This window comes from Arthrobacter sp. MDB1-55, from assembly GCF_059092925.1.
In genome coordinates this window covers 159,577-185,606 of sequence record NZ_JBNHID010000002.1, presented here as the reverse complement: position 1 = coordinate 185,606, position 26,030 = coordinate 159,577, and the positions used below count along the sequence as shown (strand labels likewise).

The window sequence follows — 26,030 nt, the reverse complement described above, 5'->3', positions numbered from 1 at the left end:
CGAGTGAGTGGGTTCGGGCCGAAGAACGGTGCAATAACGAGGATTCTCACCGGAGACGAGGCATTCACGGCCAGTCCGGTGGCGGCAGCGCTCTTCGACCCCAATGGTGTCGTCCGGGCGATCAACCCGGCCTTCAGTAAACTGACCGGCCGTCCGGCAGACTCGCTGGTCTCGATGGACGCTTTCGAAGCCTTCCCGGACAACCCCGAAAATCCCGAAGCGGACGGCGTGGCGCGGATGAAGGCGTCTTTCGAGCAGGTTCTCACCTCCGGCGTCGCGGACAACATGATCATTCAGCGGTATGACATCGCTGATCCGTTATCCGGGAAGTTTGTTCAGCGGCACTGGGTCCCGATCAACTCGCCCGTGTTCCATGAGGGACGCGTCGTCGGCATACGCCAGCAGGTCAAAGATGCCACGGTGCTCAGGGGTGATGCGCTGCGTGTGATGGAACACTACCGCGATCTCATGAACGGACTCCTGGTGACCACCGAGCAGATGGAAAACCATCAGGCGATTGTGAACGCGTTCACCGATGGCATCACCCAATTCAGGGACCTTGAGGCAGAGGTGGCACAGTTGCGGGAGGCTCTCACATCGCGCGCCACCATCGAGCAGGCCAAGGGCATGCTGATGGTCACCCGGCGCTGTTCGGCGGACGAAGCCTTCGACCTGCTGCGCAAGCTGTCCCAGGACACCAACGTGCGTCTGGCTGATGTGGCTGCAGCACTGATCTACCAGTTGCAGACGTCAAACTGACGCGGGGCTTCGGCCGTGGGAGTGGGTGCACGTGAGAGACTCGCCCAAGCACTGGAAGGAACGAGAGCAAAGGACAATCGGGTGACGATCGTTGACAACGGCGTATACGTGGACGGCCACCGTACTGCCAACCCGGTGAACCTGGATGAGACTTTCGAACTCAAGCGTGACCACGGCGGGATGGCCTGGATCGGGTTGTACCGGCCGGATGCCGCCGAGATTCAACGGGTTGCTGAAGAGTTTGCCCTACACGAGCTGGCCGTTGAGGATGCGCTTCACGGTCACCAGCGCTCCAAGTTGGAGCGTTACGGTGAGACACTGTTTGCCGTCCTGCGTCCTGCACGCTACCTGGACGCGGAGGAGATCGTCGAATTCGGTGAACTTCATGTTTTCATCGGGCCCGACTTCATCGTCACCATCCGTCAGGCTGAGTCGCCTGACCTGGCGAAGGTACGACGACGGCTGGAAGCACTGCCGGAGCTCCTCGCCCTCGGCCCGCAAGCGGTGCTGTATGCAATTCTCGATGAAGTGGTTGACCAGTATGCGCCGGTAGTTGCGGGACTCGAGAATGACATCGACGAGATTGAGGATGAGCTCTTCAACTCCGCTCCTGACGTCGCACGCCGCATCTACGAACTTTCCCGCGAGGTCATCGGCTTCCAGCGCGCAGCACATCCGCTGCGTCCTATGCTCGATGCCCTGCTGCGCGGGGCCGAGAAGTACGACATGGATCTGGAGCTACAGCGCCGCCTTCGCGACGTTCAAGACCATGTGATTCGGGTGATCGAGCGTGTTGATTCCTTCCGAATCCTGCTGCAGAGTGCCCTCTCCGTCCACGCGACACTTGTGACACAGCGGCAGAATGAAGAGATGCGTCATCTTTCGGAAGCCAGTCTCGCCCAGAGCGAGGAAGTGAAGAAGATATCCTCCTGGGCGGCCATTCTTTTTGCACCCACACTGGTGGGCACGGTGTACGGGATGAACTTCGAACACATGCCGGAGCTTGGCTGGGCGTTCGGCTACCCCTTTGCGCTGGCCCTGATGGTCCTGATGGGGATCGGTCTCTATCTCACCTTCAAGCACAAGAAGTGGATGTAGCGCGCCGGTTCAGTAGAACTCGACGGTATCGACAACGTTCAGCATCGGCTCCCCGTCCAGTAAACGCCTCGCGTTCTCCGCGAACAACTCTGCGATTTTCCGCTCCTCGTCCTCATAGGTTCCCGCGTTGTGAGGACTTACGACGACGTTTGAAAGCTCCCAGAGCGGACTGTTCGTTGGAAGCGGTTCCTGTTCAAATACGTCAAGAGCAGCGAACCCGACGCGGCCGTCGATCAACGCCTCGGTCAGTGCCTCCTCGTCGATGGTGGTGCCCCGACCGACATTGACGACTGTGATGCCCGCCTTGACCTGTTCCAGCAGGGTGCGGCTGAGCATGTGACGGGTGGCATCGGTGGCCGGAAGGCAAAGCACCACGGCGTCGACGTCGGGAAGCAGGCTGGCGAGTTGCTCCGGCGGGACGATCCGTGAAACGCCCTCTGCTTCAATGCTGCGCCGGTGAACACCGACCACCTCAACTCCCAGCGCACTGAGTTTGCGGGCCACCGCCCGCCCGATCCCGCCCAAGCCGACGACGGCGACGCGCTGGTCCGCGATCAGCGGTACCGGACGCCGTGCTCCCCATGTATGTGCGCGCTGGTCCCGGAGCAGTTGCGGCAAATTCTGCGAGCCTGCCAGCACTCCGAAGACAGCAAATTCGGCCAGCGGCTCGGCATGAACTCCACCCGATGTGGTGAACGTGATGCGTTGCAGCTCCTCCTCGGCCAGCTTCGCCGCTCTGACCTGGTTGCCGCCACCTGCCGGAGTTGTGTGGACCCACCGCAGTCGGCGATTGGCGCGTGCGGCCCTCCCCAGCTCCGCGCCGGACTGACCCGGCACTCCGTACAGTGCGTCCGCACTGTCGATGAGAGCCTCATACGCCGCCTGCTGCTGTGGTGTCCGCTTGAAGTTCCTGTCGCCCAGATGATCCCCCGGGTAAAGCTGTGGCGGCAGCAGCGTCTGATCCCTCACCAGTTCGATCCGCGGCTCCAGTTTCTCGATAAGCTCGCACAGCTGCTCAGGCAGGGGAGTGGGAACGAACACGCGCAGATCCGCCATGATTCTCCTGTCGACTAGGGGTGTGATCGAGCATATGGGATGCCGGTGACCGCGTTCCGCGGGTGCCGTGTTTCGAGGTTCCGGAAATGTCAGTGGCGGGTGTTTGGCTTTCCTCATGACGTTGGAAATGGGGCTGGAGGAATCATCGCTGTATGCCGATGACTATGCTTGGCATGACTTCCTGACTGAGCGTGACTTCCGCCCTGAGGATCTTTGGGAGTTCGACTGTGAACTTTGGTCTCCAGGGGTCGGCAGTACACAGGCAGAAGGGACCGCCAATGCCCAGCCGGAGTCGGGCGGACAAACACCCGGTCGGCCAGAGGCCCAGCTTCAGCCTTCAATGCGGGTGTGGGAATCGGCGCCTCCCACGCATTCCGCGGCTACCGGAACGGACACGGATCATGCCAATGGGTTCGGCTTGGGTTCTCCGGATCCTGCTGGTCTTTGCGGGCGGGTGGTACTCACTGGGCTCGAAGCTCTTGATAACAGCGATACAGCAGACGCCTTGAAAAAACTTGCCGGGCTCCGGTCCTGGATTGATGCGATAGAAGCGCGCATTGTCGCTGCGCTCGCCGACAGGACTCGGGATGAAGTTCTGCACCGATTCCCGAGTGGGAACCGCGCGGAGGACATGGCTCAGTCCGTTGCAGCATCAGAGGTGGCCTTCACACTGAACATCCCGGAACGCACCGCGCACCGTCTGGTTGAGGAATCCGTGCAGCTGACCGCGAAGCATTCCGCCACCCTGGAAGCGCTTGAAGCCGGATCGATTTCCCGTCGTCATGCCATCCTGATTGCGGATGAGTCGCTCGGCATGCCGCCGAACGCTGTGCCGCTCTTTGAGCGGGCTCTGCTTGATCAAGCCCCTGATATGACTGTCCCCAAGCTTGCCCGCAGGGCACGCCGCCTCCGCGAAGAGCATCAGCCGCAAACCCTTCGCTTCCGCAAGGTCAAGGCTGAAGCAGAGCGGCACGTTGAGCTGCAACCGGATGATGACGGCATGGCCTGGCTGCACGTCTACCTTCCGGCGGAGCAGGCATGCGGCATCTACCAGCGGTTGACCAGTACGGCACGAAAGCTGAAGACACCGGATGAGTCCCGTACCCTCACTCAACTCCGGGCAGACGTGTTCGTGGACCTGCTCACCCACAACTGCAGCACCAATGAGAATTCAACGTGGCAGGGTATCACCGCGCACGTGAATGTCACCGTGCCGGTCCTCGCGATGCTGGAGGTTCTTAGGCAGGACGCCGGCGTCCCGGAAGACGACTCAGCGGGCATTCAAGAAATCCCCGGCGGTAGGGCGACCGGCAACGTGGACCCGCACGGCCTCAACCAGTTCGCGGAGCTGGAGGGATACGGCCCGATCGATTCTGCTACGGCCGCTCGACTGGCTGCACATGCGCCGTCTTTCACTCGAATACTCACTCATCCGGTCACCGGATCGGTATTGGACGTCGGACGCGAGACTTATCGACCGCCAAAACACCTACAGGACTGGGTTCGTGCCCGCGACTGAACGTGCAGGCATCCCGGTTGCAACCGGGCCGCGGTTGCCTGCGAAGTCGACCACACCGTGCCCTGGTCAAGAGGAGGAACAACCAGTCATTTCAACCTGGCATGCCTCTGTCCCAAACACCACCTGTACAAGTCGGAGGGCGTCTTCAGATACCGCCAGCCCGAGCCAGGAAAGATCGTTGTTCGTTCGCGCGCAGGGACCGAACGGACGTCGACGCCCGATCCGCCGTTCGGAAGCGCAATGGAGGGTGAAGCGGTAAGTTCCTAGGGAGAGCTCAACGTCACCATCAGTGCAGCCGTCACGCGCCAGCGCCTAAGCCGAAACGCTGACACGCCGAACAGAAGTGGAGAACCCGTGCCTGACCAGCCACACAATCCCATCGATCCCCGTCCCTTGGGAGTTACCGGCATTCTGGCCAGCCCGATCACCCTCGGAACCTCGTTTCTTGGTGCGGGGACCAGCCCGGGTAGTGCTGACGAGGCAGCCGCCGTCGAACTCGCGCGGACAATGCTTCACGGCCCTTACGCACTGATCGATACGTCCAACAACTACGCGAAGGGACGCAGCGAGGAGGTACTCGGTCTCGCACTCTCCTCGGGGGGAGTAGCGGAAGGACGCTCCATCGTCACCAAGGTCGACGAGGATCCAGCTACCCGAGCGTTCGACCGGGATCGCGTCCGGCGATCCTTCGAAGAGAGCTGCCGGCGGCTGGGTGTGGACAGATTAGGGCTGCTCCACCTGCACGACCCCTACTCCATCACCTTTGAAGAGGCAGCAGCACCCGGCGGTGCAATCGCCGGAATGATCGAGCTCAAGGAAGAGGGCCTGGTTGATGCGATCGGCATTGCCGCCGGAACTGTGAGCCTGATGAGGCAATACGTTGCAACCGAAGCGTTCGATGTCCTCCTCACGCACAACCGTTACACGCTCGTCGATCGAAGTGCACTCCCTCTGATCGAAGACGCAGTGAATCAGGGAATGGGCGTGTTCAATGCCGCGCCCTTCGGCGGCGGTTTGCTTGCCCGCGGGTCCGCAAGCGGCGCAAACTACGCCTACACCGCTTCTCCACCGGAACTCCTCGAGTGGGTCGGCAACGTCGAGCACCTGTGCGCTGACCACGGCATCGAACTGCCGACGGCGGCGCTTCACTTCTCCCTCCGCTCACCGCTTGTAGACTCCACGATTGTGGGCATCTCATCAGCCAGGCGCATCGACCAGTTGGAACGCATGCGCCAGACAGACGTGTCGGCGTCGTTCTGGGAGGACCTGGAGGCGCTCGGGACACCGCCGTCGAACATCGACGACTGACTGGTTGCACCGATGCAGTTCGCCGTCACGAAGGATGGGACCCGCTTGGTATGGCGTTCCGACGGAACGGGACCCCCGCTTCTGCTGATCGCCGGCCAGGCAACAGCGCTGACAGGGTGGGATCCGCTTGTCCCTACCCTGTCGGAAGCATTCCGGGTGATCCGATTCGACCACCGCGGCGTCGGTGGGAGCGATGACGGCCCAGCGGGCCACCCGAGCACTCGGGATTTCGCTGCCGACGCCGTTAGTGTGCTCGACGCCGCCGGGATCGAGCGGGCACATGTTTATGGTCACTCAATGGGCGGACGCATTGGCCAGTGGCTGGCGATCGACTATCCGGACAGGGTCGGCGCGCTCATTCTCGCCGCCACATCCGCGGGCGGCTTTCTGGGCAGGGACCGCGATCCGGAAGCTACCCGAGCTCTCACCAGCGGTGATCCCGACCAGTTGCAACCCCTCTTTTTCGATGCCGGATGGGCAGCCGCCCATCCGGAAGCTGTTCGTACCTTCTTCACCTCGCGCGCATCACCCCAGGCGAAACGCCAGCAGTTCAGGGCAAGCAAGGAGCACAACACACAGGATCACCTGGGATCCATCCAAGGTCCGCACTCATCCTCCACGGCACAGCCGACGTGCTCACTCCGATCGACAATGCCCAGGTGCTGCGGAACCTCATCCCCCGTTCCACCCTGGCGAAGGTTCCCAACGGTCGGCACGGTTTTCACCTGGACCATCCGCAAACGCTCGACTGGATCCAACAGTTCATCACACGGAAAGCGCCGCAGATTTAGCGTGGCAGTATCTTAACTGTAGGCCAGAAATCTGCCACACTTGATCCATGCTGAAGCGAGTTGCCGTCATCGCCCTGCCGGGAGTAACGCCGTTCGAGTTCGGGGTCGCGTGCGAGGTGTTCGGTGTCGACCGCTCCAAACGCGGTGTAGGCATACCGGCCTTCGACTTCTCAATTTGCACTCCTACACCGGGACTCGTTCCCACCAATCTGGGGTTCTCCATAGCCGTCGAGGAAGATCTGAGCGCTACCAAGACCGCAGACCTGGTCATCATGCCGCCGTTCGGGGCAGACGCACCGGGACAAGGCGAAGTACACCGCGCCTTGCAGGCGGCTCACGAGCGGGGAGCCTGGGTGCTGTCCGTCTGCAGCGGCGCCTTCGCTCTGGCCGAAGCGGGTCTTCTCGACGGGCGTCGCGCGACGACCCATTGGATTCATGCCCATCAGCTCGCCGAGCAGTTTCCAAACGCCCGGATCGATGAGAACGTGCTCTACGTCCAGGACGGCACCATCATCACCAGCGCTGGAACGGCTGCCGGAATCGATGCGTGCCTTCACCTCGTGCGTACCGAACTCGGTGCAGCTGCCGCCACAAGCATTGCCCGCTCGATGGTTGTGCCGCCGCACCGCGCGGGAGGCCAGGCGCAATACATCGACCGTCCCATCTCCGTCACCCAGTGCGACACGCTGGAAGACATCCTCGTCTGGATGGACGAACATCTGGACGAGGAACACAGCGTCAGCGCCCTGGCGGCACGCGCGCACATGTCGGAGCGCACCTTCGCCCGGCGCTTCAAGGCAGAGACGGGCACGACGCCGGCTGCCTGGCTCACCGCCCAACGTGTCCTCCGCGCGCAGAGCCTGCTGGAGGAATCCGACCTGAGCATCGAAACCATCGCCCGCGAGGCAGGGTTCGGTCAGGCGGTGCTTCTGAGACACCACTTCCAGCGTGCGCTCGGCACCTCACCGGCTGCGTACAGGAGAACCTTCCGCGGTCATCCGACGCTGGTGCACGGTGCCGATCCACATCGAGCCGACCCACAGCGTGCCGAACCTTCCAACCACCTGCAACCTGCCTGAACAGGAGCCATACATGTCGCACCAGAACGACCCGGCAACCATCAAACGGCTCCTGACCACGCCAGGCCGCTGGGCCGTCGTCGGGCTTTCGAATAATCCGCGGCGGGTGGCGATGGGGGTGTCCCGCTTCCTCATCGACCAGCTCGGGATGGACGTCGTTCCCGTGAGCCTGAAGGGGGACGATGTCTACGGTCGCCAGGGTTACAAGCGACTGGCTGACGTACCGGGGAAGATCGACGTCGTCGACTGCTTCGTGAACAGCCAGAAAGTGGGGAAGGTGGTCGACGACGCCATCGCCGTCGGTGCAAAAGCAGTCTGGCTGCAACTCGGCGTGATCGACGAGGCGGCAGCCAAGCGCGCTGCGGATGCCGGACTCGAGGTCGTCATGGACACGTGCCCGGCTATCGAGGCGCCACGGATGGGGCTGTGACCGCCAACTGCTCCTGAGCTGGATGCGGCTCAGCCGCGCTCACCACTACACGCGCTTACCACTACATGCGCTGGTAGCGGGAACGCACAATCATGAAAATCCCGTACGCGATCAGCCCGAGCGCGACGGCGCCAAGGATCCACACGCCGAACGGCTGCTCCTGAAGCGACTTCAGGGCGCCGTCGAGTCCCGTAGATTCCTCCGGGTTATTCCTCACGGTAGCGATGGCAAGCAAAAGGCCAAGAACACCCAGCGCGATGCCCTTGGCGACGTAACCAACGGTACCCAGCATGGTCACGGCCCGTCCGGCAGATCCGGAGGGCTTACCCGTCAGGTTCTCCTCGAACTTCTTGGTGATGCCGCGATAAACGAAGTAGCCGCCGATGGCGAGAATACCTACACCGACAGCGAGCAGCAGTGCGGTTCCCGCCGGGTTGGCCATGAGTGCTGCGCTGGTGGATTGCGTGGCGGAGTCGCTGTCGCTGGAGCCGCCCATCGCATACTGAAGGAAGGCCAACCCGATCGCCGCGTAGATGACAGCCTTCCCGCCGTTCTTCAAGCGGAACGTCGCCTTTTTCTTGCCGCTGAGCCTGCGCGGCGTGAAGAGGGCCTCGCTGAGCAGGAAAAGCGCCAGCGCTGAACAACCAAGGAAACAGACCCACAGCAGGATTCCACCACCCGGAGAACCCGCGAGTGAGGCCATGGCCCCGCTCTGGTCCGCGCTTCCGGATCCGCCGCTCGCTACCCGGAAGGCAATGACGCCGATCAGGATGTGCAGGATGCCCGCCGCGACGTACCCTGCCCTGGCTGCAAGGAGGAACGGTTTCGAATCGGTGGCGTCTTCTGCCCCGTCAGCAACCTTTCGCGCCTGCCTGCCGATGTCTCCCATGTGCGCTCCTTGATCGTGGTCCTTATAGTGTGTCACCGCTTCGCTGTACGCTCACTATGTGGATGCAGCACAGCTTCGCGAGACCTGTCTCTCCTTTCCGGGAACCTTCGAGGACTTTCCCTTCGGGCCCGAAGCCTCGGTCTTCAAGGTGCGCGCACCCGGCGGAACAGCGAAGATGTTCGCGCTTTCGGATCTCGGTTCCCCGTCCCTGTCCATCAGCCTCAAGTGCGAGCCTGATCTCGCCGAACAGCTGCGGTCAGCACACCCGGAAATCACCGGCGCCTGGCACATGAACAAAACCCACTGGAACGGCGTGGACTGCACCGGAACGCTGCCCGACGACATCCTTCGTGACATGATCGAGGATTCCTACGACCTGGTGGTCGCTTCTCTTCCCAGAAGGAACCGCGAGTCGCTCGGCTGGTCACGTCTGATCCGAGGAAGCAATGCCTGAGATCACGCACAACGCAGTCGGGTTCACCCGGGGCGGTGTCTGGCCATCAGGTTTCAGACCCATGCGCCACCGCATCAGGGTGGGCGCTGGGGAGAACCAGTTCCGGCAACTCGCTGACGGAATCCTTGCGCTCGACCTGCACCGCGGCTCCAAGCTGCGCATCCACGCCTCACAGCCTCGCGCCGCCGTCGGGGGACTGGTGGTAGTGGGCTTCGGCATAGGAAACCTGCGCTTGAATTCTCCCTGCGAGGTGGTGTGGGTCGAAGACCCGGAGGAGCACGACGGCGACACCCGCCGCGCCGGGTTTGGTTACGCCACCCTGCCCGGACACCCGGAATGCGGGGAGGAAAGCTTCACTGCAGTCCTGGAACCCGACGGGGCGGTCTACTTCGAGCTGCACGCCTACAGTCGGCACGCCAACTGGTTCTACCGGCTCGGAGCTCCGGTTGCACGGTTCTGCCAGGAGCTGGTTACCCGCCGCTACCTGCGGGCTGCCCGTCGCCTTGCCGCCGGGACGGATTCATTCCCCAGACGAAGAGCGACGCCCCGAGCGGGTAACGCTCCTCGCTGACAGAGCCGTAGCCTGCCCTCCGCAACACCGCGGCCGACGCATCGGACTGCGCGTAAGCCTCGATCGAACGCACTTCCGGGCTCTCACCGGCATACTCCGTCAGGCGGTGCAGCGCTTCCGCGGCCATGCCGCAGCCGCGCCGGGACGGCACGATCCCATAGAAAATCTGAAGAGCTCCCGCCTGCGGCGGGCCGTCGAACCCGATGGTCCCGATCACGGAGTCATTCGCCATCTCGACGATGAGCCACACACCGAAGCGTCCGCCGTCGTCGGCGTAGAGCAGTCCTGACTCAAAGAGATGGCGCGCAGCGTCCACATCAGTGGGCTGGGGATAGTCCAGCGCCCAGGAGGGTTCCCGCTCCTGGCGCGCGATCAGATCGGCGTGCGCGGCCCGCATGGGAAGCAACTTCAGCCGCGTTGTGATGAGGGGCCTCTCCCGCATCATGCTGAGGCGCCGGTCAGCTGCGGGCGCATGCCGAGCGCCGCCCGGAAAGCAGTCAGGCCGGTACCATCGGCAGGGTCAGCAGCGCAATGAGCGGCGGAAGCCCTTGAACCAGCGCGGCCACCCACAGTGACCGGTTGGTCACAACCAGAACGACGGCGGCGAGCACCATGATCGCGAGCGCGAGGACGATCATGCCGTACCCGACGAGCGTGCCGGACAGCGACAACCCAACGATCACACCGGCAGCAAGAAACAGGTTATAGAAGCCCTGATTGAAAGCCATCGGGCGGATGATGTTCGCGTGTTCCTGGGAGGAGATCCCGAACTTCCGCCACGCAGATGGGTGGCGCCAGCGCACGCTTTCAAGCACGAAGATATACACGTGCAACAAACCCGCGATCATGGCGAAAAGCGCGCTCAAAAGCGGAAATGTCATGGATCAACCCTATCTGCTGGGCTGCTTTCACTCGGGATGGGGCACGTAACGATATGGCAGAGCACCGGTGTCATGACACCGGTGCTCTGCCTGATGGAGACTGACCTGATCGAATTGGCGCGATCGATACGGGTCAGCCGAAGTGCTTCGGAAGCGTAGCTTCGTGTGCTTCTTTCAGCTCGGCCAGCGGGAGTGTGAAGTGGCCCTGGACGTCGAGCGCCTTGTTCTCGGCGTCAACCACACCGATCCGGATGCGCGGGAAGTTCCGTGCCGTGCACATGTCGTTGAAACGAACTTCCTCGGAGCGCGGAACCGAGACGATGGCACGCGCCTGCGACTCCGAGAACAGCGCGGTGAACGGGTCGATGCCGTCACGCTCACACAGCTCGTCGATCCCGATCCGGGCACCGACACCGAAGCGCAGGGCCGCTTCCGAGAGAGCCGCAGCAAGGCCGCCTTCGGAGAGGTCATGTGCTGCGTCGATCATGCCGTCACGTGAGGAGTTGACCAGGATTGCCGCGAGGGTCTTCTCGGCGTCGAGGTCAAGCGCCGGGGGTTGCCCGCCGAGGTGACCGCGAAGATTCGCCCACTCGGAACCGTCCAGCTCATTCCGTGTGGTGCCGAGCAGGTAAATAGCCTGGCCGTCCTCGCGCCAACCGGACGGAGTCCGGCGTGCGACGTCGTCGAATACGCCCAGCACACCGACTACGGGCGTGGGGTGGATGGCGACGCCACCGGTCTGGTTGTACAGCGAGACGTTGCCGCCGGTGACGGGAACGCCGAGCTCCTGGCAGGCGTCGGCAAGGCCGCGCACCGACTCGGCGAACTGCCACATGACCTCTGGGTCCTCGGGGGAACCGAAGTTCAGACAATCGGTGACGGCCATCGGCTTGGCACCGGACGTGGCAACGTTCCGGTAGGCCTCAGCCAGAGCCAGCCGGGCGCCGTCGTACGGGTTGAGGTAGGAGTAGCGGCCGTTGGCGTCCGTGGAGAGCGCGATGCCCAGACCGGTCTCCTCATCAACGCGGACCACACCGGCGTCGTCGGGCATCGCCAGAGCGGTGTTGCCCTGCACGTAGCGGTCGTACTGGTTGGTGATCCAGTCCTTCGAGCACATGTTCGGGGAGGCCATCAGCTCCAGCACCGCGGCTCGAAGATCAGTGGGCGCTTCAGCGCTGAAGGAGTCAGCCTGAACGCCGTCCAACCACACCGGGCGGGAGTACGGGCGTTCGTAGACCGGGCCGTCGTGGGCAACCGTGCGGGGGTCGACATCGACGATCTTCTCGCCGTCCCACTCGATGATCAGGCGGCCGGTATCGGTGACCTCACCCAGCCACGAGTACTCGACGTTCCACTTGTCCATGATGGCTTCGAACGCCGCAACGTTCTCCGGCGTCACCACGGCCATCATGCGTTCCTGCGACTCCGACATCAGGATCTCGCCGGGAGTCAGCGACGGGTCGCGAAGGAGGACGTTTGTCAGCTCGACGTGCATGCCGCCGTCGCCGTTCGAGGCAAGTTCGGAGGTGGCGCAGGAGATGCCGGCGGCACCGAGGTCCTGGATGCCCTCAACGATCGAGTTCTTGAACAGTTCGAGGCAGCACTCGATGAGTACCTTCTCGGCGAAGGGGTCACCGACCTGAACGGCGGGGCGCTTGGACGGCTTCGCGTCGTCGAAGGATTCCGAGGCCAGCACCGAGGCGCCGCCGATTCCGTCGCCGCCGGTGCGCGCACCGAACAGCACTACCTTGTTCCCGACGCCGGACGCGTTGGCCAGGCGGATGTCCTCATGGCGGAGGACGCCGACAGCCAGGGCGTTCACCAATGGGTTGCCCTGGTAGACGGAGTCGAAGACGACCTCGCCGCCGATGTTGGGCAGGCCGAGCGAGTTTCCATACCCGCCGATGCCGGACACGATGCCGTGGACCAGTCGCGGGGTGTCGGGGTGGTCGATTGCTCCGAAGCGCAGCGGATCCATGACCGCGACGGGACGGGCGCCCATCGAGATGATGTCGCGGACGATCCCGCCGACGCCGGTTGCGGCACCCTGATACGGCTCAACGAACGATGGGTGGTTGTGGGACTCGACCTTGAAGGTCACCGCCCAGCCGTCACCGATATCGACGACGCCGGCGTTCTCACCGATGCCGACAAGCAGGTGCTCCTTCATCTCCTCGGTGACCTTGTCGCCGAACTGGCGCAGATGCACCTTCGAGGACTTGTAGGAGCAGTGCTCGCTCCACATCACGGAGTACATGGCCAGCTCTGCAGCGGTAGGACGGCGTCCGAGGATCTCGACGACGCGGTCGTACTCGTTCTCCTTCAGCCCCAGTTCCGCCCAGGGAAGCGGCTGCTCGGGGGTCTGCTCGGCGTGTTCGACCGTGTCGATATTGAACTTCTTGGAGGTTGTCTCTGTGGTCACTTGTTAACCAGTTTCTGCAGTACCGAGGTGAAAATACCGAGCCCGTCCACGCCGCCGCGGACTTCGACCTCACCGAAGGCGGAGGAGTCCGGGCCGAAGCCGGGTTCAACCGCGTGCTCGGGGTGCGGCATGAGGCCCACAACGTTGCCGTGCTCATTGGTGATACCGGCGATGTCGCGGCGGGATCCATTGGGGTTCCCGCCCACGTAGCGGAATACAACGCGTCCTTCGCCCTCAAGCTCGTCCAGCGTGCGCTCGTCCGCGACGAACTGACCGTCCTGGTTCTTCAGGGGGACAACAATTTCGCTGCCTTCACCGTATGAGGAAGTCCACGCCGTCGAGCTGTTTTCGACCAACAGGCGCTGGTCCTTGCACAGGAAGTGGAGGTGGTTGTTCTTGACCATCGATCCGGGAAGCAGGTGCGCCTCGGTGAGGACCTGGAAGCCGTTGCAGATGCCGAGTACGGGCAGGGAACCGCCGGACGCCGCAGCGGTGATCTGTTCCATCAACGGCGCAAAGCGCGAAATCGCGCCTGCGCGGAGGTAGTCGCCGTAGGAGAAACCACCGGGAATGATGACGGCGTCAACGTCCTTGAGGTCATGGTCGCCGTGCCAGAGCTGGACACCGGTGCCACCTGCTATGCGCACCGCCCGCAGCGCGTCGCGGTCATCGAGCGTGCCGGGGAAGGTGACGACTCCGACGCGGACTCCGGACAGGCTTTCATCGACAACTTCGGCCGCTGAGTGGCCGATCAGCGGAGTCTCGATGGTCACTGTGCGTCCTCGATGACCTCGACCCGGGTCACATCCTCGATGACGGGGTTCGAGAGCAGTGTGGCGGCCGCGTTGCGGGCGTGATCCAGCACTTCCTCGGTAACATCGCCTTCAACGGTCAACTCGAAACGCTTGCCCTGTCGGACCTCGGCGAATCCAGTGAACCCGAGACGGGGGAGGGCGCCGGCGATAGCCTTGCCCTGCGGATCGAGGATTTCAGGTTTGGGCATGACGTCAACAACGATCCGGGGCATCCGGCAACTCCTGTGAGGTGTAAACACTGGTTAGGTGCAGTTAAATGCGGTTGCCCGACGGGTGCCGTCTCACGCCTGATTTTTCGAAAGAATGGTCCAGCGCTCCGCGAGCTTGCTGTTCCATTCTACCGGCCGAACACAGCGGGCCGTGACTCGGGAGTTGGCGCGGGCAGCTAACTGGCGCCGGCGGTTCCGAGAATGGCTTCCAGCGCGTTCCAGCGCGCAATCTCGCAGCCATCAGTGGCGGAGAAGGACGCGTACACGCGGTGCCCGTCGACGGTTCCCTTCACCGTGGCGGTCTGCGGGCCGCCGTACTGCTGCGTGCACATCCTGTTGGGGTCCGGCTGCGCATTGAAGAAGGCCGCACCGAGCCGCTTGACCGCCTCGCAGGCAGCTTCCGGATGAGGAACTGTAGTGGTTTCTCCAATGCCGTCCGGCGTGCACTCAAGGAAGTACTCGACCGGCGCGGACTCCGGGCTGAGCTTGATACTGATGGCCAGCATGGCGGTTCCGACTGCTGCAGGATCCGACGGGAAGCTGGGTGTGGGCTTCGGTGATTCTGGGGACATACTGCTCTCCGGGGCTGTTGGCGACACAGATGGTTCGGCCGGCTCGGAAACGGGCGAGCTGGGAGGGGCGGCCAGTTCCGTGCCGGGTTCGCCGGGCGACCCGCACCCGCTGAGGGAGAAGGCCAGCACAGTGCCGACAAGCATGGCCACATTTCTTGCGGCGATGCCGCGTGCAAAACCCATGGGAAACCTCCTCGTCACCCTCGATGTTCCAGCTGGTTCCTGCCCGGATCAGGGGTCAACGGTCAGGTGCAGTTGATTGATGTACTCATTCAACTGTGCACGCTTTAGCTGGGATTCAGCCGAGAACGCACGCTGTGCCCGCACATAGTCCGCCCGCCCGCCGGGTGTCTCGATGGCGATGGGAGGGTAGCCCCACTCCGCCAGGTCATACGGCGAGGCCTGCATGTCCATGGCGCGGATTCGCCACGAGAGTTCGAAGCAGTCCATCACCAAATCACTGGGCAGGGCGGGAGTCAGCTTGTATGCCCATTTGTAGAGGTCCATGTTTGCGTGCAGGCAACCCGGTTGCTCGAGATCCCGCTGGGCTGTCCGCGTCGGCTGGAGCTCATTCAGCGCAACCGCCTGCGGGGCATAGAAACGGAAGGCGTCAAAGTGGGTGCATCTGATTCGGTTGGCCTCCACCACCTCGTCCGTTCCCTGGGCGCCCAACCGCAGGTTCAGGTATTCGTGCCGGATGGAGTTCTCCTCCGACTTATAGGCCATCGCCCACTCGTGCAGACCGAAACAGCCGAACTGCGCAGGGCGGGCGGCAGTGCCGGAAAGGATGACGCGGGCAAAGTCCACCGCCTCCCTCCGTGCCTCGAGGAAAGCAGCGAGATCGAGCGTCACGGCGCCGTCGTCGTTCTTGAGTCCGAGCTGCTGCCGTTCTTCGGAGATGAGGTTCCGGTAGAACTTCCAGGCCCCACGTTCGACGGCGGTGGGCCCGGTGAGAACCGTATGCGCACCCGGATGCCACTTCAGCAGCTGAGCCGGCTTCTGCGTGTAGTAGGTGAACAGGAAGTCCTCCACCGGATGCTTCTGCTGTGCCGCCCGCCGGCGCAGGTAGGGCTCGGTGTACGCTCGAACCCGCTCGGAATGGGCGATGGCACGGGGCTCCCACTCTTCGGGAGTAAGGACGGTCACAGGCACCATCCCATTATCCCCTGATGCCTGAAGCAACGGTCTTTTACCACTATCCCGTCGGAAATTGAATGAACGGGCGTTCTCAAAACCCGATTTTGCTCCAAAGCTCTGTTTACGGGCAGGTTCTGCTCAGGACCGCCCCTTGGGAACCCTACTCGGGGGTAGCCTATGTGAGGCTCCGGTAGTGATTCAGGGCACAGACCCCCACACCAGCTGCTTTCAGTCCGGCATTGTCCGGTCGCTTTTTCGATGAAAGGTAACCTCGCGTGAAAGACCCTCAATACAGGAATCCGCGGGCAGGTGGTCTGCGCAGAGCTACAGCTCTCGTGCTGGGCCTGCCGTTGATTCTCGGTTCCATGACGGCGGTCCCCGCCGCTGCAGCACCGACTGGCCCCACTGCTACCCAGCAGATCCAGACGGTCAAGAAAGTGGATCCCAAGGACTACCCGGCCGGCCGTTACATTGTGGTGCTCAGTGAGGAGCCCGCAGCAACGTACGACGGCGGTGTCCCCGGCATCGCAGCCACCAAGCCGGAAAAGGGCGAAAAGCTCAGCGGCAAGAAGGACTTCCAGAAGTACAAGAACCACCTTGAGAAGAAGCAACAGGCCGTTGCGGCCCAGGAAGGTGTGGAGATCAACCGCACCTACACCGCTGCGCTCAACGGCTTCAGCGCGACGCTGACGTCCGAGCAGGCTGTTGAGCTCGCCAAGGATCCGAACGTACGCATGGTCGCTCCGGACGTCGAGAACGCGCCGGATGACTACACCAGCATGGAAATCCTCAACCTTCCCGGAAGCAAGGGTGCCTGGAAGACGCAGTTCGGCGGCGAAAAGAACGCCGGCGCCGGAACCGTCGTCGGGATCATCGACACCGGCTACACCCCGGACAACCCGTTCTTCGCAGGCAAGCAGGTCAAGCCGCTCAAGGGCAATGCGAAGGCGCGTGTCGGAGAGCCCTACCTGACCAAAGACGGCCAGATCGCCATGCTGAAGGCAGACGGCTCAACCTTCGTCGGTGAATGCCAGGAAGGTGAAGGCTTCACCGGCGAGGAGTGCAATTCGAAGGTCCTCGCGGCCCAGTACTTCGCCGAGGACTTCATCGAGTTCGTTCCCGAGGCGAATCGGGCACCCGAGGAAGTGCTGTCGCCGGTCGACGTCGACAGCCACGGAACCCACACGGCAAGCACGGCAGCAGGCAACAACAAGGTCACCCAGACCGTAGCGGGCCGTGACTTCGGGGTGTCCTCCGGAGTCGCGCCGGCTGCCAAGCTCTCCATCTACAAGACCTGCTGGGCCGACGACGACCCGAACACCGGCGGCTGCTACTCCTCCGCCGCTGTTGCCGCGATCAACCAGGCGATCCTCGATGGCGTGGACGTGCTGAACTACTCGATCTCGGGCAGCACAACCACCACCACGGATCCTGTGTCGCTCGCGTTCCTGTCCGCAGCTTCGGCAGGGATCTTCGTCGCCACCTCGGCCGGTAACTCCGGGCCGACCGCCAGCACCGTCAACCATGGCGCGCCCTGGCTGACGACCGTCGCAGCAAGCACCTTCAGCCACGCCCTGCAGGGTACGGCCGAGTTCTCGGATGGGACGAAGTTCCGCGGAGCCAGCATCATGAGCGCCGGCGTTCCGGCGAGCCCGGTAGTACTCAGCGGTAACGCGGCAGCTGCCGGTGCTGTGGACCCGGCACTGTGTGCACCGAACTCCCTGGATCCTGCCCTCGTGACAGGCAAGATCGTTGTCTGTGACCGCGGCGTGTACGACCGCGTTGCGAAGTCGGCCGAGGTTGCCCGGGCCGGCGGAATCGGCATGATCCTGGTGAACCTCTCCGACTCCTCCATGGACACCGACAAGCACGCCGTTCCCACCGTGCACGTCAACGCTCCCCAGAGCCTGGTGCTCAAGGAGAAGGTTGCCGCCAACCCTGACATCCGGGTCGCGCTGATACCTGAGGACACCACCGGCGAGGCACTGCCGCCCGTTCCGCAGATCGCAGGCTTCTCCTCTCGGGGACCGCTCCTTGCGACTGGCTCGGATCTGTTGAAGCCGGACATCGCTGCACCCGGCGTTGCCGTCCTCGCAGGCGTTTCACCGATCGGTACCGGAGGCGATGACTTCGGCTTCCTTTCAGGCACCTCGATGGCATCACCGCACGTCGCCGGTGTGGGCGCACTGATCCTGGCCAAGAACCCGGCGTGGTCGCCGGCTGCGGTGAAGTCCGCCATGATGACCACCGCTGATCCGGTGAAGAACGCTGAAGGCGGCGTGGACGGTGACGTCTTCGCGACCGGTGCAGGTCAGGTCGATCCCACCAGCGTGCTGAGCCCCGGACTGATTTACGACGCGGGTGTACGCGATTACCTGCAGTTTGTTGAAGGCACCGGCTTCGCCGATGTCGCGGGCATCGAGGGCATCAACGCGAAGGACATGAACGTTCCGTCCTTCGCGGTCGGAAACCTGACCGGCAAGGTGACCGTCACCCGCACGGTGACTGCGCTCACCCCAGGGCTTTACAACGCCACGGCGAACGTTCCCGGCGTGAACGTCACGGTGACCCCTTCGGTCCTGAACTTCAGTGCGGCAGGGGAGAAGCGCACCTTCCAGGTGACCTTCGAGAATGCGGACGCCGCACTCGGCCAATTCGCCAAGGGTTCGCTGGTGTGGCAGGGCGCTGACAAGGTAGTGGCTTCACCGATCGCGGTCCGCCCGCAGTCCGTGGTCGCTCCGTCCGAGCTCTCCTTCACATCCGAAGGTCCGGACGGCAGTGGAATCATCCCTGTTACCGCGGGAACGAATGCTCCCGTCTCGATGATGCTCGAGGGGCTCTCCAAGGCCAACAGCGAGGCGCTTTCCCTCGTTCCCGGCCCTGTGGCCACGAGCGACAACGCGTCGAACTTCGTCACCGAGATCACCGTTCCCAGGGGGACGCCGTTCGCGAAAATGTCGGTTCTTTCCTCCGATGACACGGCGGACTTCGACCTCTTCGTGTTCGATCCCAACGGCCGCCTGTTCCAGGTTGCCACCGCCTCGGCGAGTGAGACACTCAGCCTGCCGAACCCGGTTCCGGGAACCTACACGGCAATCGTGAACCTTTACGCAAGCACCGATGGGCGGGCGACCGCTGCAACATTCGACGCCGCGATCCTGGGCGCCGACGAGGGCAACGCCTCCATCTCGCCCAACCCGCTTGACCTTGACAACGGCCAGTCCGGAGAAGTGACCCTGAACTGGACCGGCCTCGAGCCTGGCTCATATGTCGGCCGGATCACCTACACAGGATCCACCTCCGTGACCTTCGTTTCGGTCACGGTCAGCGGTTCGGGCGACGTCGAAGCGGTCGCGGTTCCCGAGGTCAGCGGCGCAGACAAGCTGCCCGCAGGACCGCGTGAGGACACCACGCCGACGAACGGTAAGTAGCAGTACGCAGGTTACGCGAAATCCCCCGCACCGGTCTGTCCGGTGCGGGGGATTTCTGCATCAGGCCGGAGCTTTTTCGACCATTCGGACTTAAGATGTGGGTACTCGAACAGCCGCAGAGAGAAGGCGATACCCATGGCTGAGAGACCCCGGCGCCGCTGGATCAAAAACCCCGCCACCATCTTTCTGGGACCGCCCGAACGGGATGCCTTGGATGGCCCGGTGGTACACCGGCATGATGAGTTCGAAACAGCCTCAGAGGCCGAACTCGCTGAACTCAACATCGAGGTGGATTCCGACGGCCATCATTACGCCGTCCGCAAGCATCCGGACCACCAGACAGTTCGCCGAACCGAACCCGTCCAGAAATACACGGACTACTTCACGAAGCCGGTCCTCCACACGGAGGAATAGCCTCGAGAGTTAGCAGGACGACGGCGTCCTAGCGGCCCGTGCCCGCGTAAACGGTCGCAACGGCGTCGCCGTCGAGATCAAACGCCGCGTGCACGGCGCGAACCGCCGTGTCCAGCAAATCGGCACTGGTGACCACCGAGATGCGAATCTCGGAGGTGGAGATCATGTCGATGTTCACGCCGGCGTCGGACAATGCCCGGAAGAACTTGTAGGAGACGCCGGGGTTGGAGCGCATTCCGGCACCGATGAGGGACAGCTTGCCGATCTGCTCGTCGTATTCGATGCTGTCGTAGCCCACGAGGTCCTGTGCCGCCTTCAGCGCCGTCAGCGCATCGGCGCCTTCGACGATGGGCAGGGTGAAGGAAATGTCCGTGTGCCCTGAGCCATGCGTGGAAACGTTCTGCACGATCATGTCGATGTTGGAGTGGGCTCCCGCAACGATCCTGAAGATCTCAGCTGCCTTGCCGGGGATGTCGGGCACGCCGACAACGGTAACCTTTGCCTCGGAGCGGTCATGGGCAACACCGGAGATGATGGGCTGTTCCAAGGGTTCTCCCTCTTGAATCTTGATGGTGTCGTCGGGGTTGGGAAGAACCCAGGTCCCCTCGAGTTGGCTGAATGATGAGCGGACATGCAGCGGCACGCCGAAACGCCGGGCGTACTCGACGCAGCGAAGGTGCAGGATTTTCGCGCCGGACGCGGCCATCTCCAGCATCTCTTCGCTGGAAATGGTTGCGATCTTCTTCGCCGAAGGGACAACGCGCGGATCGGCCGTGTAGATACCGTCAACGTCGGTGTAGATTTCACACACGTCAGCCTTCAGGGCTGCAGCGAGTGCTACGGCAGTTGTATCCGACCCGCCACGGCCCAGCGTCGTGATGTCGTTGCTGTCCTGGCTCATCCCCTGGAAGCCGGCGACGATTGCGATGTCGCCCTTGTCGATGGACGTCCTGATCCGGTGCGGCGACACTGCGATGATCCTGGCCTTGCCGTGGATCGCGTCGGTGATCATGCCGGCCTGGCTGCCCGTGAAGGACTGTGCGCTGGACCCGGCCTCGTGGATGGCCATTGCAAGCAGGGCCATCGAGATGCGTTCCCCGGCGCTCAGGAGCATGTCCATCTCGCGGGGGTTGGAGGTGCTGCTGACCTGCGCTGCGAGGTCAAGCAGTTCATCGGTGCTGTCGCCCATCGCTGAAACGACGACGACGACCTGGTTGCCGGCCGCTTGCGTCTCCACGACGCGCTTGGCGACGCGCTTGATGCCCTCCGCGTCGGCCACGGACGAGCCACCGAACTTCTGAACAATCAAGGCCATGCGCACGCTCGCTGATATTGGGTGACGGTGTCCGGCGGTATGGACGGCGCCGGTAGCAGGTCAACTACAAGGGGGTTTCTTCAAGTCGGCCACGGTCGATGAACGGCCCGTAACCGCACACCATGTTAACCGTTCGATTTCGACTCACCCAATCACAAGTCCTATTGTGCAGCGTTTCCAGACCAGGTTTCCTCACCCTGTTGTTAGGGTCGCCTCATGACCAATGGGTATGGGGGAATCATTGCCAGAGGTATCAAACGAAGTTTCGGCTCCGTTGATGCGGTTCGCGGTATCGATTTTGAGGCGCCGCCGGGAGAGGTGACAGCGCTGATCGGGCCGAACGGATCCGGCAAGACCACGCTGCTGCTGATCCTCGCATCGCTGCTGGCGCCGGATGCGGGCACGCTCACGGTCGGGGGATCGGACCCGGCGACCGATTCCGCAGCCGTCCGCCGCAAGGTCGGCTGGATGCCGGACACCCTTGGGGTCTGGGAATCGCTCAAGGCGCGCGAGATCCTCACCACCGTGGGTGCGCTGTACGGATTAACGACGGCGGCTGCTTCCACGCGAGCCGCCGAACTGCTCGACGCCGTCCGGCTCACGGAATACGGTGACGCCCCGGCCCGGGTCCTCTCCCGCGGTCAGCAGCAGCGTCTCAGCCTGGCGCGGGCGCTGATCCATGACCCGGAGGTGCTCCTGCTGGATGAACCGGCGTCGGGACTCGATCCGGGCTCCCGAGTGGAGCTGCGCATCATGCTCCGGCGGCTCGCCGGGGAGGGCAAGACCATCGTCGTCTCCAGTCACGTGTTGTCCGAACTGGACGAAATAGCAGACCGCGCCGTCTTCGTCAGCCGCGGGGAGTCCGTCAAGACCCAGACCCTCGACGAGGCAGGAAGTCAGCTTCGCCGCTACTGCATCCAGGCCGAACCGATGTCGGCCCTCGCCGACGTCCTGTCAAGTCACGGCGTCGTCTTCGAAGAGCGGGGCGACTCCCGGCGGGTCGAGTATCAGGTGTTGCTCAGCAGCACTGAGCAGGCAGCGTGGCTGCTGCGCACGCTCGTCCTGGCCGACGTCGTCGTGACCGCCTTTGCGCCGGCCGGCGGCGCCCTCGAAGAGACCTACATGAGCCTGGATACGGAGCGGCAATGAGCACGCAGTTGATCGAGAGTAGCCGCCCCCTCAGCCTCGGATATGCGACGGGGGTGCGTTCCATTTTCGGGCTTGAGATGAAGCAGAGGCTACGGGGCCGCGCCTGGTACATCATGATGGCCGTCTGGTTCCTTGTGATCGGTCTGGTGTTTTCGCTGGCGACCCTTACGACGTCGGCCACCGGCGGAGCGGGACCCTTCCTGTTCGACCTCGTGGTCGGCTTTGTGCTGTTCTTCGGGCTGCTGGTGGCGCCGGGCCTGTCCGCAAACGCGATCAATGGTGACCGCGCCGGCGGAACGCTGGCCATCCTTCAAATTACGCTCCTGACCCCTGGCCAGATCCTGTGGGGTAAGTGGCTCGCGTCCTGGGTGGCCTCGTTGGGATTCCTGGCGCTGAGTTCGCCGTTCATCTTCTGGGCGCTGGCTCTGGGTGGCGTCAACCCGCTCGAGGCCGTGGTCTCCCTGGTGGTGCTTGCCCTCGAGCTCGGGTTGGTGTGCGCCCTCGGCGTCGGGATCTCCGCCCTCGCAACCAGGCCGTTGTTCTCGATCGTCACCACCTACATGATGGTTGCCCTGCTGGGTCTCGGAACCCTGATCGCGTTCGGGCTAAGCATGACTCTGGTGATGGAGGAAGACGTCCCGGTAGTGCAGTCGTACTACAACTACCCGCCGGAGGTGCAGCTCAGCCAGGAGATTCCTTCGGAGGAGGACCTCGTGTGCGTCACCGATGAAATCACGACGACGGTCTGGCACACCGAACGTACAGCTTGGTTGCTCGCAGCCAACCCGTTCGTCATTGTCGCGGATGCTGTGCCTTATGACAGGGCCGCGGATGACCTCCCGGTGGGGTCGTTCAATGAGACCTACCGGGCGCCCGGGGTTATGGAGAGCATCAGCGATCAGGTTCGTCTTGCCCAGGCGGGTCCGGACTACAACGTCACCTGTGCCGAGGCCCAGTTCTTCGGGCCGCGGTCGCGGGACATCGAGTCTGAGCCGTTCCCGATCTGGCCGCTCGGGCTTGCCCTGCAGGGTGGGCTGGCTGCAGTGGTGCTCTGGGCGGGCCGTCGCAGGTTGGTCACCCCAGCTCGCCGGCTCTCACAGGGCACCCGCATAGCCTGAGCGCCTCCCCCTTAGCGTCGGAAGGGGCACCTATCCTCCGTCCGTTGTGACGGTTGACACGACACGCGAGGTTACCTATAGTCAACATTTATTGCCTGCAAAGCACCCATGCTTTCGGCATTTCGTAAGGAAAATATGAACAACCACGCGCTTCCCCAGCCGTCCGAGCGTGAAGTTGCCGAAGCCGCCTCCCGGATCGTGGAAGCATTTGCGGCGACGGATACTGAACGATATTTTTCCGGTTTTGCCACCGATGCGAGCTTTATTTTCCATTCCGAGCAGAGCCGACTCGAGAGTCGCGCGGCTTATCAAGCGATGTGGTCAGAATGGGTGGCAAGCGGTTGGACGGTCATAGCTTGCGACTCATCCAACCAGCAGGTCACAGTCTTCGCCGGGGGCGCCGTCTTCAGCCACGACGTAGCCACCACGGTCCGCACCAGCGATGGTGAAGAGTCGTATCGAGAGCGGGAAACCATCGTCTTCCGTTGTGAACCAGACGGTGCGCTCCTGGCCGTTCATGAGCATCTGTCGCCCTCTCCCGCCCGGACAGCGTAGTTCCCGCCCTCACTTCCAGGAGCCCTCATGAATCTCTATCAGCGCCTCGATGCGCGTCTTCAGAAAAATGCCGACGGTTTCGGTCCGATACGCGGCACGCTTCCGCTCGGCCGGATAGGAATGATCTGGCTGGCAGCCAACTTCGTTGTGACTACGCTGCTGACGGGGACTCTCTTCGTGCCGGCTGTCAGCTTCACCGATGCTCTCCTCATGATTCTCATCGGCACGGTCGTCGGCGCCGTTGTCCTCACCCTGGTCGGTAATATCGGCACCCGAACAGGACTGCCGACCATGGCGATCACCCGTGGAGCCTTCGGTACGAGAGGCAGCCTCCTGCCGGTGGCCGCAAACGTCATCATCCTGCTGGGCTGGAGCTGGGTGCAGGCGATGCTGGCGGGTGTGACCGTCAATTATCTGGTTGAGTCAACCACCGGCTTTTCCAACCCGATGCTCTTTGCTGTGCTTGCCCAGACACTGGTCGTCGCATTGGCGATTCTCGGGCACGAAGGTATCGCAAAGGTAGAGCCGTGGCTCGCCGTCGTCATCTTGGCGATCATGGCGTATGTTTTCGTCACCGCTTTCACCACTTTCACTCCGGCCGAGTTCGCTGGCATTGAAGCGGACGCGTCCCTGGGATTCACCCGCTTCGTGGTGTTGGACATTGTGATCGCCACGGCGGTTTCCTGGACAGTGCTTTCTGCCGACTTCAACCGGCTCGCGAAGTCAAGCCGCGCAGGCATCCTTGGTTCCGGCATCGGTTACGTTGTTTCCACCGTGCTTGCCATGAGCCTGGGCGCCACAGCCATCGGCTATGTTTTCCTGTCCGAGGATCCCGCTGCACCGTTCGATCCCACTGTCATCGTTGCTGCTTTCGGGGCTCCGTTGGCAGTCGTCATCTTCATGTCGGTCATGGCCACCAACACCATGGTCGTCTACGGAATGGTGACCTCCGTGGTCAATGCGCAGGCGCACTGGAAGTTCCGCTTCCTACCGACAGCACTCACCGTGGGAGTGATCTCCATCATCGGTTCCACCTGGCTTGCTCTGCTGAACCAGTTCACCGACTTCCTGGTGATGATCGGCGCGTTCTTCATCCCCGTGTTCGCGATCATGATCGTGGACTACTACATCATCAAGCGTGCAAGTTACACCCGGGACATCCTCCGCGAGGGCCAGGGATCATACTGGTACACGGCCGGGATCAATTGGTCGGCAATCGCGGTGTGGGTGATCGGCGCCGCAGCTTCCTACGTGCTGACCTACTCGTGGCCTAGCCCAATCGGGGCAACCTTGCCGGCTTTCGTTCTCAGTTTCGTCCTCTACCTTGCCCTCTCGTACAAGAGCCGCCGTTCCGGGCGCGAATCCGCAGGCCATCTGGCCGAGGAGGTACAGGTTGACGCGGTACGTTGACCTCACCCACCCCATCAGCGCCGGGATGCAGGTCTTCCCGGGCGATCCTGAAGTGGCCTTCGCTCCTGCACTAACTCTCAGCGAAGACGGCGTATCAGTTGTTGCCCTACACCTCGGATCGCACTCCGGAACACATATCGACGCCCCATCCCACAGCGTCGACGGTGGTCGGACAGTCAGCGATATCAGCGTGGACGAGTTGTCGGGGGAGGCGGTGATCCTGCATCTCACCGGCGCTGCGCCCGGGGAGGAGATCACTTTTTCCAGGATCGCCGATCAGATTCCGGATGCGGTGCCGCCGATAGTGGTCCTGGCCACAGGGTGGGATCGGATGATCGGCTCCGACGCCTACCTCGATCACCCTTACCTTGCCCCTGACGCAGCTGCTGAACTCTTACAGCGCGGCATGCGCGTCCTCGGCGTTGACACGCTCAGCCCGGATCCCACGCTACAGGCGGACTCTTTCCGCTTGCCTGTACATGACATTGTGCTGGGTGGCGACGGCTTGATCGTTGAGAATCTGCGCGGTGTCAGCAAGCTTCCAGCCCGCTGCTGGATTGGGATCTTCCCGCTGCCCCTGCTGGACCTGGACGGCGCTCCTGTCCGTGCCGTGGCCCGCACGGACGGATCATTGCAGGAGAACTGACG

26 protein-coding genes and 1 pseudogene are annotated in these 26,030 nt (G+C 62.9%); 17 read left to right on the top strand and 10 right to left on the bottom strand.

What is annotated here, in order from left to right:
• Positions 1-3 precede the first annotated feature (3 nt).
• Together AC5RU3_RS08010 and AC5RU3_RS08005 are read left to right on the top strand one after the other, a co-directional pair.
• Positions 4-759 carry an ANTAR domain-containing response regulator gene (locus AC5RU3_RS08010; protein WP_493965238.1) on the top strand — a complete coding sequence of 252 codons (756 nt, stop codon included), beginning with the start codon at positions 4-6 and terminating at the stop codon, positions 757-759.
• 81 nt (positions 760-840) lie between these two features.
• Positions 841-1,857, top strand: coding sequence for a magnesium and cobalt transport protein CorA (locus AC5RU3_RS08005; protein WP_309072791.1), 1,017 nt, complete (start codon positions 841-843; stop codon positions 1,855-1,857).
• A gap of 9 nt (positions 1,858-1,866) precedes the next feature.
• Here the strand turns inward: AC5RU3_RS08005 and AC5RU3_RS08000 are convergent, their stop codons facing one another.
• A complete protein-coding gene (locus tag AC5RU3_RS08000) occupies positions 1,867-2,913 on the bottom strand; it encodes a D-2-hydroxyacid dehydrogenase (RefSeq protein WP_493965237.1) in 1,047 nt (348 codons plus the stop codon).
• 505 nt (positions 2,914-3,418) lie between these two features.
• Here AC5RU3_RS08000 and AC5RU3_RS07995 point away from each other — a divergent pair.
• From AC5RU3_RS07995 to AC5RU3_RS07970, 6 genes and pseudogenes are all read left to right on the top strand, one after another.
• Positions 3,419-4,432, top strand: coding sequence for a DUF222 domain-containing protein (locus AC5RU3_RS07995; protein WP_493965236.1), 1,014 nt, complete (start codon positions 3,419-3,421; stop codon positions 4,430-4,432).
• 30 nt (positions 4,433-4,462) lie between these two features.
• Positions 4,463-4,699: pseudogene (locus AC5RU3_RS07990) on the top strand (HNH endonuclease); the annotation flags it as partial.
• 87 nt (positions 4,700-4,786) lie between these two features.
• On the top strand, positions 4,787-5,740 hold the full coding sequence (locus AC5RU3_RS07985; protein ID WP_493965235.1) for an aldo/keto reductase: 954 nt from the start codon (positions 4,787-4,789) through the stop codon (positions 5,738-5,740).
• 12 nt (positions 5,741-5,752) lie between these two features.
• Positions 5,753-6,547, top strand: a complete 795-nt coding sequence (locus AC5RU3_RS07980) for an alpha/beta fold hydrolase (protein ID WP_493965234.1) — start codon at positions 5,753-5,755, stop codon at positions 6,545-6,547.
• 31 nt (positions 6,548-6,578) lie between these two features.
• On the top strand, positions 6,579-7,610 hold the full coding sequence (locus AC5RU3_RS07975; RefSeq protein ID WP_309071642.1) for a GlxA family transcriptional regulator: 1,032 nt from the start codon (positions 6,579-6,581) through the stop codon (positions 7,608-7,610).
• A gap of 13 nt (positions 7,611-7,623) precedes the next feature.
• On the top strand, positions 7,624-8,040 hold the full coding sequence (locus AC5RU3_RS07970; protein WP_309071643.1) for a CoA-binding protein: 417 nt from the start codon (positions 7,624-7,626) through the stop codon (positions 8,038-8,040).
• A gap of 61 nt (positions 8,041-8,101) precedes the next feature.
• On the opposite strand, the gene AC5RU3_RS07965 is transcribed toward AC5RU3_RS07970, so the two are convergent.
• Positions 8,102-8,929 (bottom strand): DUF1206 domain-containing protein, encoded by an 828-nt coding sequence (locus AC5RU3_RS07965; RefSeq protein WP_493965233.1) that lies wholly within the window; start codon positions 8,927-8,929, stop codon positions 8,102-8,104.
• Between the two features lie 58 nt (positions 8,930-8,987).
• Between AC5RU3_RS07965 and AC5RU3_RS07960 the strand changes: the two genes are divergently transcribed.
• Together AC5RU3_RS07960 and AC5RU3_RS07955 are read left to right on the top strand one after the other, a co-directional pair.
• Complete coding sequence (locus AC5RU3_RS07960; protein ID WP_493965232.1) at positions 8,988-9,383, top strand: MmcQ/YjbR family DNA-binding protein; 396 nt, start codon at positions 8,988-8,990, stop codon at positions 9,381-9,383.
• On the top strand, positions 9,376-9,954 hold the full coding sequence (locus AC5RU3_RS07955) for a DUF1990 domain-containing protein (RefSeq protein WP_493965231.1): 579 nt from the start codon (positions 9,376-9,378) through the stop codon (positions 9,952-9,954). Before AC5RU3_RS07960 ends, AC5RU3_RS07955 begins: the two co-directional genes overlap by 8 nt.
• On the opposite strand, the gene AC5RU3_RS07950 is transcribed toward AC5RU3_RS07955, so the two are convergent.
• The 7 genes from AC5RU3_RS07950 to AC5RU3_RS07920 form a co-directional block, all read right to left on the bottom strand.
• Positions 9,854-10,396: a GNAT family N-acetyltransferase gene (locus AC5RU3_RS07950; protein WP_309123678.1), complete on the bottom strand. Its 543-nt coding sequence runs from the start codon at positions 10,394-10,396 to the stop codon at positions 9,854-9,856. The genes AC5RU3_RS07955 and AC5RU3_RS07950 overlap by 101 nt on opposite strands.
• Before the next feature lie 55 nt (positions 10,397-10,451).
• On the bottom strand, positions 10,452-10,835 hold the full coding sequence (locus AC5RU3_RS07945) for a DUF1304 domain-containing protein (protein ID WP_309071647.1): 384 nt from the start codon (positions 10,833-10,835) through the stop codon (positions 10,452-10,454).
• Positions 10,836-10,968: 133 nt separating this feature from the next.
• A complete protein-coding gene (purL, locus tag AC5RU3_RS07940; RefSeq protein ID WP_493965230.1) occupies positions 10,969-13,257 on the bottom strand; it encodes a phosphoribosylformylglycinamidine synthase subunit PurL in 2,289 nt (762 codons plus the stop codon).
• Positions 13,254-14,030: a phosphoribosylformylglycinamidine synthase subunit PurQ gene (purQ, locus tag AC5RU3_RS07935; protein WP_375164837.1), complete on the bottom strand. Its 777-nt coding sequence runs from the start codon at positions 14,028-14,030 to the stop codon at positions 13,254-13,256. The genes purL and purQ overlap by 4 nt, the downstream gene beginning before the upstream one ends.
• Positions 14,027-14,284 (bottom strand): phosphoribosylformylglycinamidine synthase subunit PurS, encoded by a 258-nt coding sequence (gene purS, locus AC5RU3_RS07930; RefSeq protein ID WP_309123676.1) that lies wholly within the window; start codon positions 14,282-14,284, stop codon positions 14,027-14,029. The genes purQ and purS overlap by 4 nt, the downstream gene beginning before the upstream one ends.
• Before the next feature lie 173 nt (positions 14,285-14,457).
• Positions 14,458-15,036 (bottom strand): SSI family serine proteinase inhibitor, encoded by a 579-nt coding sequence (locus AC5RU3_RS07925; RefSeq protein WP_309071650.1) that lies wholly within the window; start codon positions 15,034-15,036, stop codon positions 14,458-14,460.
• 48 nt (positions 15,037-15,084) lie between these two features.
• Complete coding sequence (locus tag AC5RU3_RS07920) at positions 15,085-16,008, bottom strand: 3-methyladenine DNA glycosylase (protein ID WP_493965229.1); 924 nt, start codon at positions 16,006-16,008, stop codon at positions 15,085-15,087.
• 347 nt (positions 16,009-16,355) lie between these two features.
• Here AC5RU3_RS07920 and AC5RU3_RS07915 point away from each other — a divergent pair, with 347 nt between their 5' ends.
• Both AC5RU3_RS07915 and AC5RU3_RS07910 read left to right on the top strand, forming a co-directional pair.
• Complete coding sequence (locus tag AC5RU3_RS07915; RefSeq protein ID WP_493965613.1) at positions 16,356-19,421, top strand: S8 family serine peptidase; 3,066 nt, start codon at positions 16,356-16,358, stop codon at positions 19,419-19,421.
• Between the two features lie 135 nt (positions 19,422-19,556).
• Positions 19,557-19,835 (top strand): hypothetical protein, encoded by a 279-nt coding sequence (locus AC5RU3_RS07910; RefSeq protein WP_375164377.1) that lies wholly within the window; start codon positions 19,557-19,559, stop codon positions 19,833-19,835.
• Positions 19,836-19,863: 28 nt separating this feature from the next.
• Here the strand turns inward: AC5RU3_RS07910 and AC5RU3_RS07905 are convergent, their stop codons facing one another.
• A complete protein-coding gene (locus AC5RU3_RS07905) occupies positions 19,864-21,150 on the bottom strand; it encodes an aspartate kinase (RefSeq protein ID WP_309071652.1) in 1,287 nt (428 codons plus the stop codon).
• A gap of 216 nt (positions 21,151-21,366) precedes the next feature.
• Here AC5RU3_RS07905 and AC5RU3_RS07900 point away from each other — a divergent pair, with 216 nt between their 5' ends.
• The 5 genes from AC5RU3_RS07900 (at position 21,367) to AC5RU3_RS07880 (ending at position 26,028) form a co-directional block, all read left to right on the top strand.
• Positions 21,367-22,299, top strand: a complete 933-nt coding sequence (locus tag AC5RU3_RS07900) for an ABC transporter ATP-binding protein (RefSeq protein ID WP_493965228.1) — start codon at positions 21,367-21,369, stop codon at positions 22,297-22,299.
• Complete coding sequence (locus tag AC5RU3_RS07895) at positions 22,296-23,417, top strand: ABC transporter permease (RefSeq protein ID WP_493965227.1); 1,122 nt, start codon at positions 22,296-22,298, stop codon at positions 23,415-23,417. The genes AC5RU3_RS07900 and AC5RU3_RS07895 overlap by 4 nt, the downstream gene beginning before the upstream one ends.
• A 135-nt stretch (positions 23,418-23,552) precedes the next feature.
• Positions 23,553-23,972, top strand: coding sequence for a YybH family protein (locus AC5RU3_RS07890; RefSeq protein ID WP_493965226.1), 420 nt, complete (start codon positions 23,553-23,555; stop codon positions 23,970-23,972).
• Positions 23,973-23,999: 27 nt separating this feature from the next.
• A complete protein-coding gene (locus tag AC5RU3_RS07885) occupies positions 24,000-25,382 on the top strand; it encodes a purine-cytosine permease family protein (RefSeq protein WP_493965225.1) in 1,383 nt (460 codons plus the stop codon).
• Positions 25,366-26,028 carry a cyclase family protein gene (locus AC5RU3_RS07880; protein ID WP_493965224.1) on the top strand — a complete coding sequence of 221 codons (663 nt, stop codon included), beginning with the start codon at positions 25,366-25,368 and terminating at the stop codon, positions 26,026-26,028. The genes AC5RU3_RS07885 and AC5RU3_RS07880 overlap by 17 nt, the downstream gene beginning before the upstream one ends.
• Positions 26,029-26,030 lie beyond the last annotated feature (2 nt).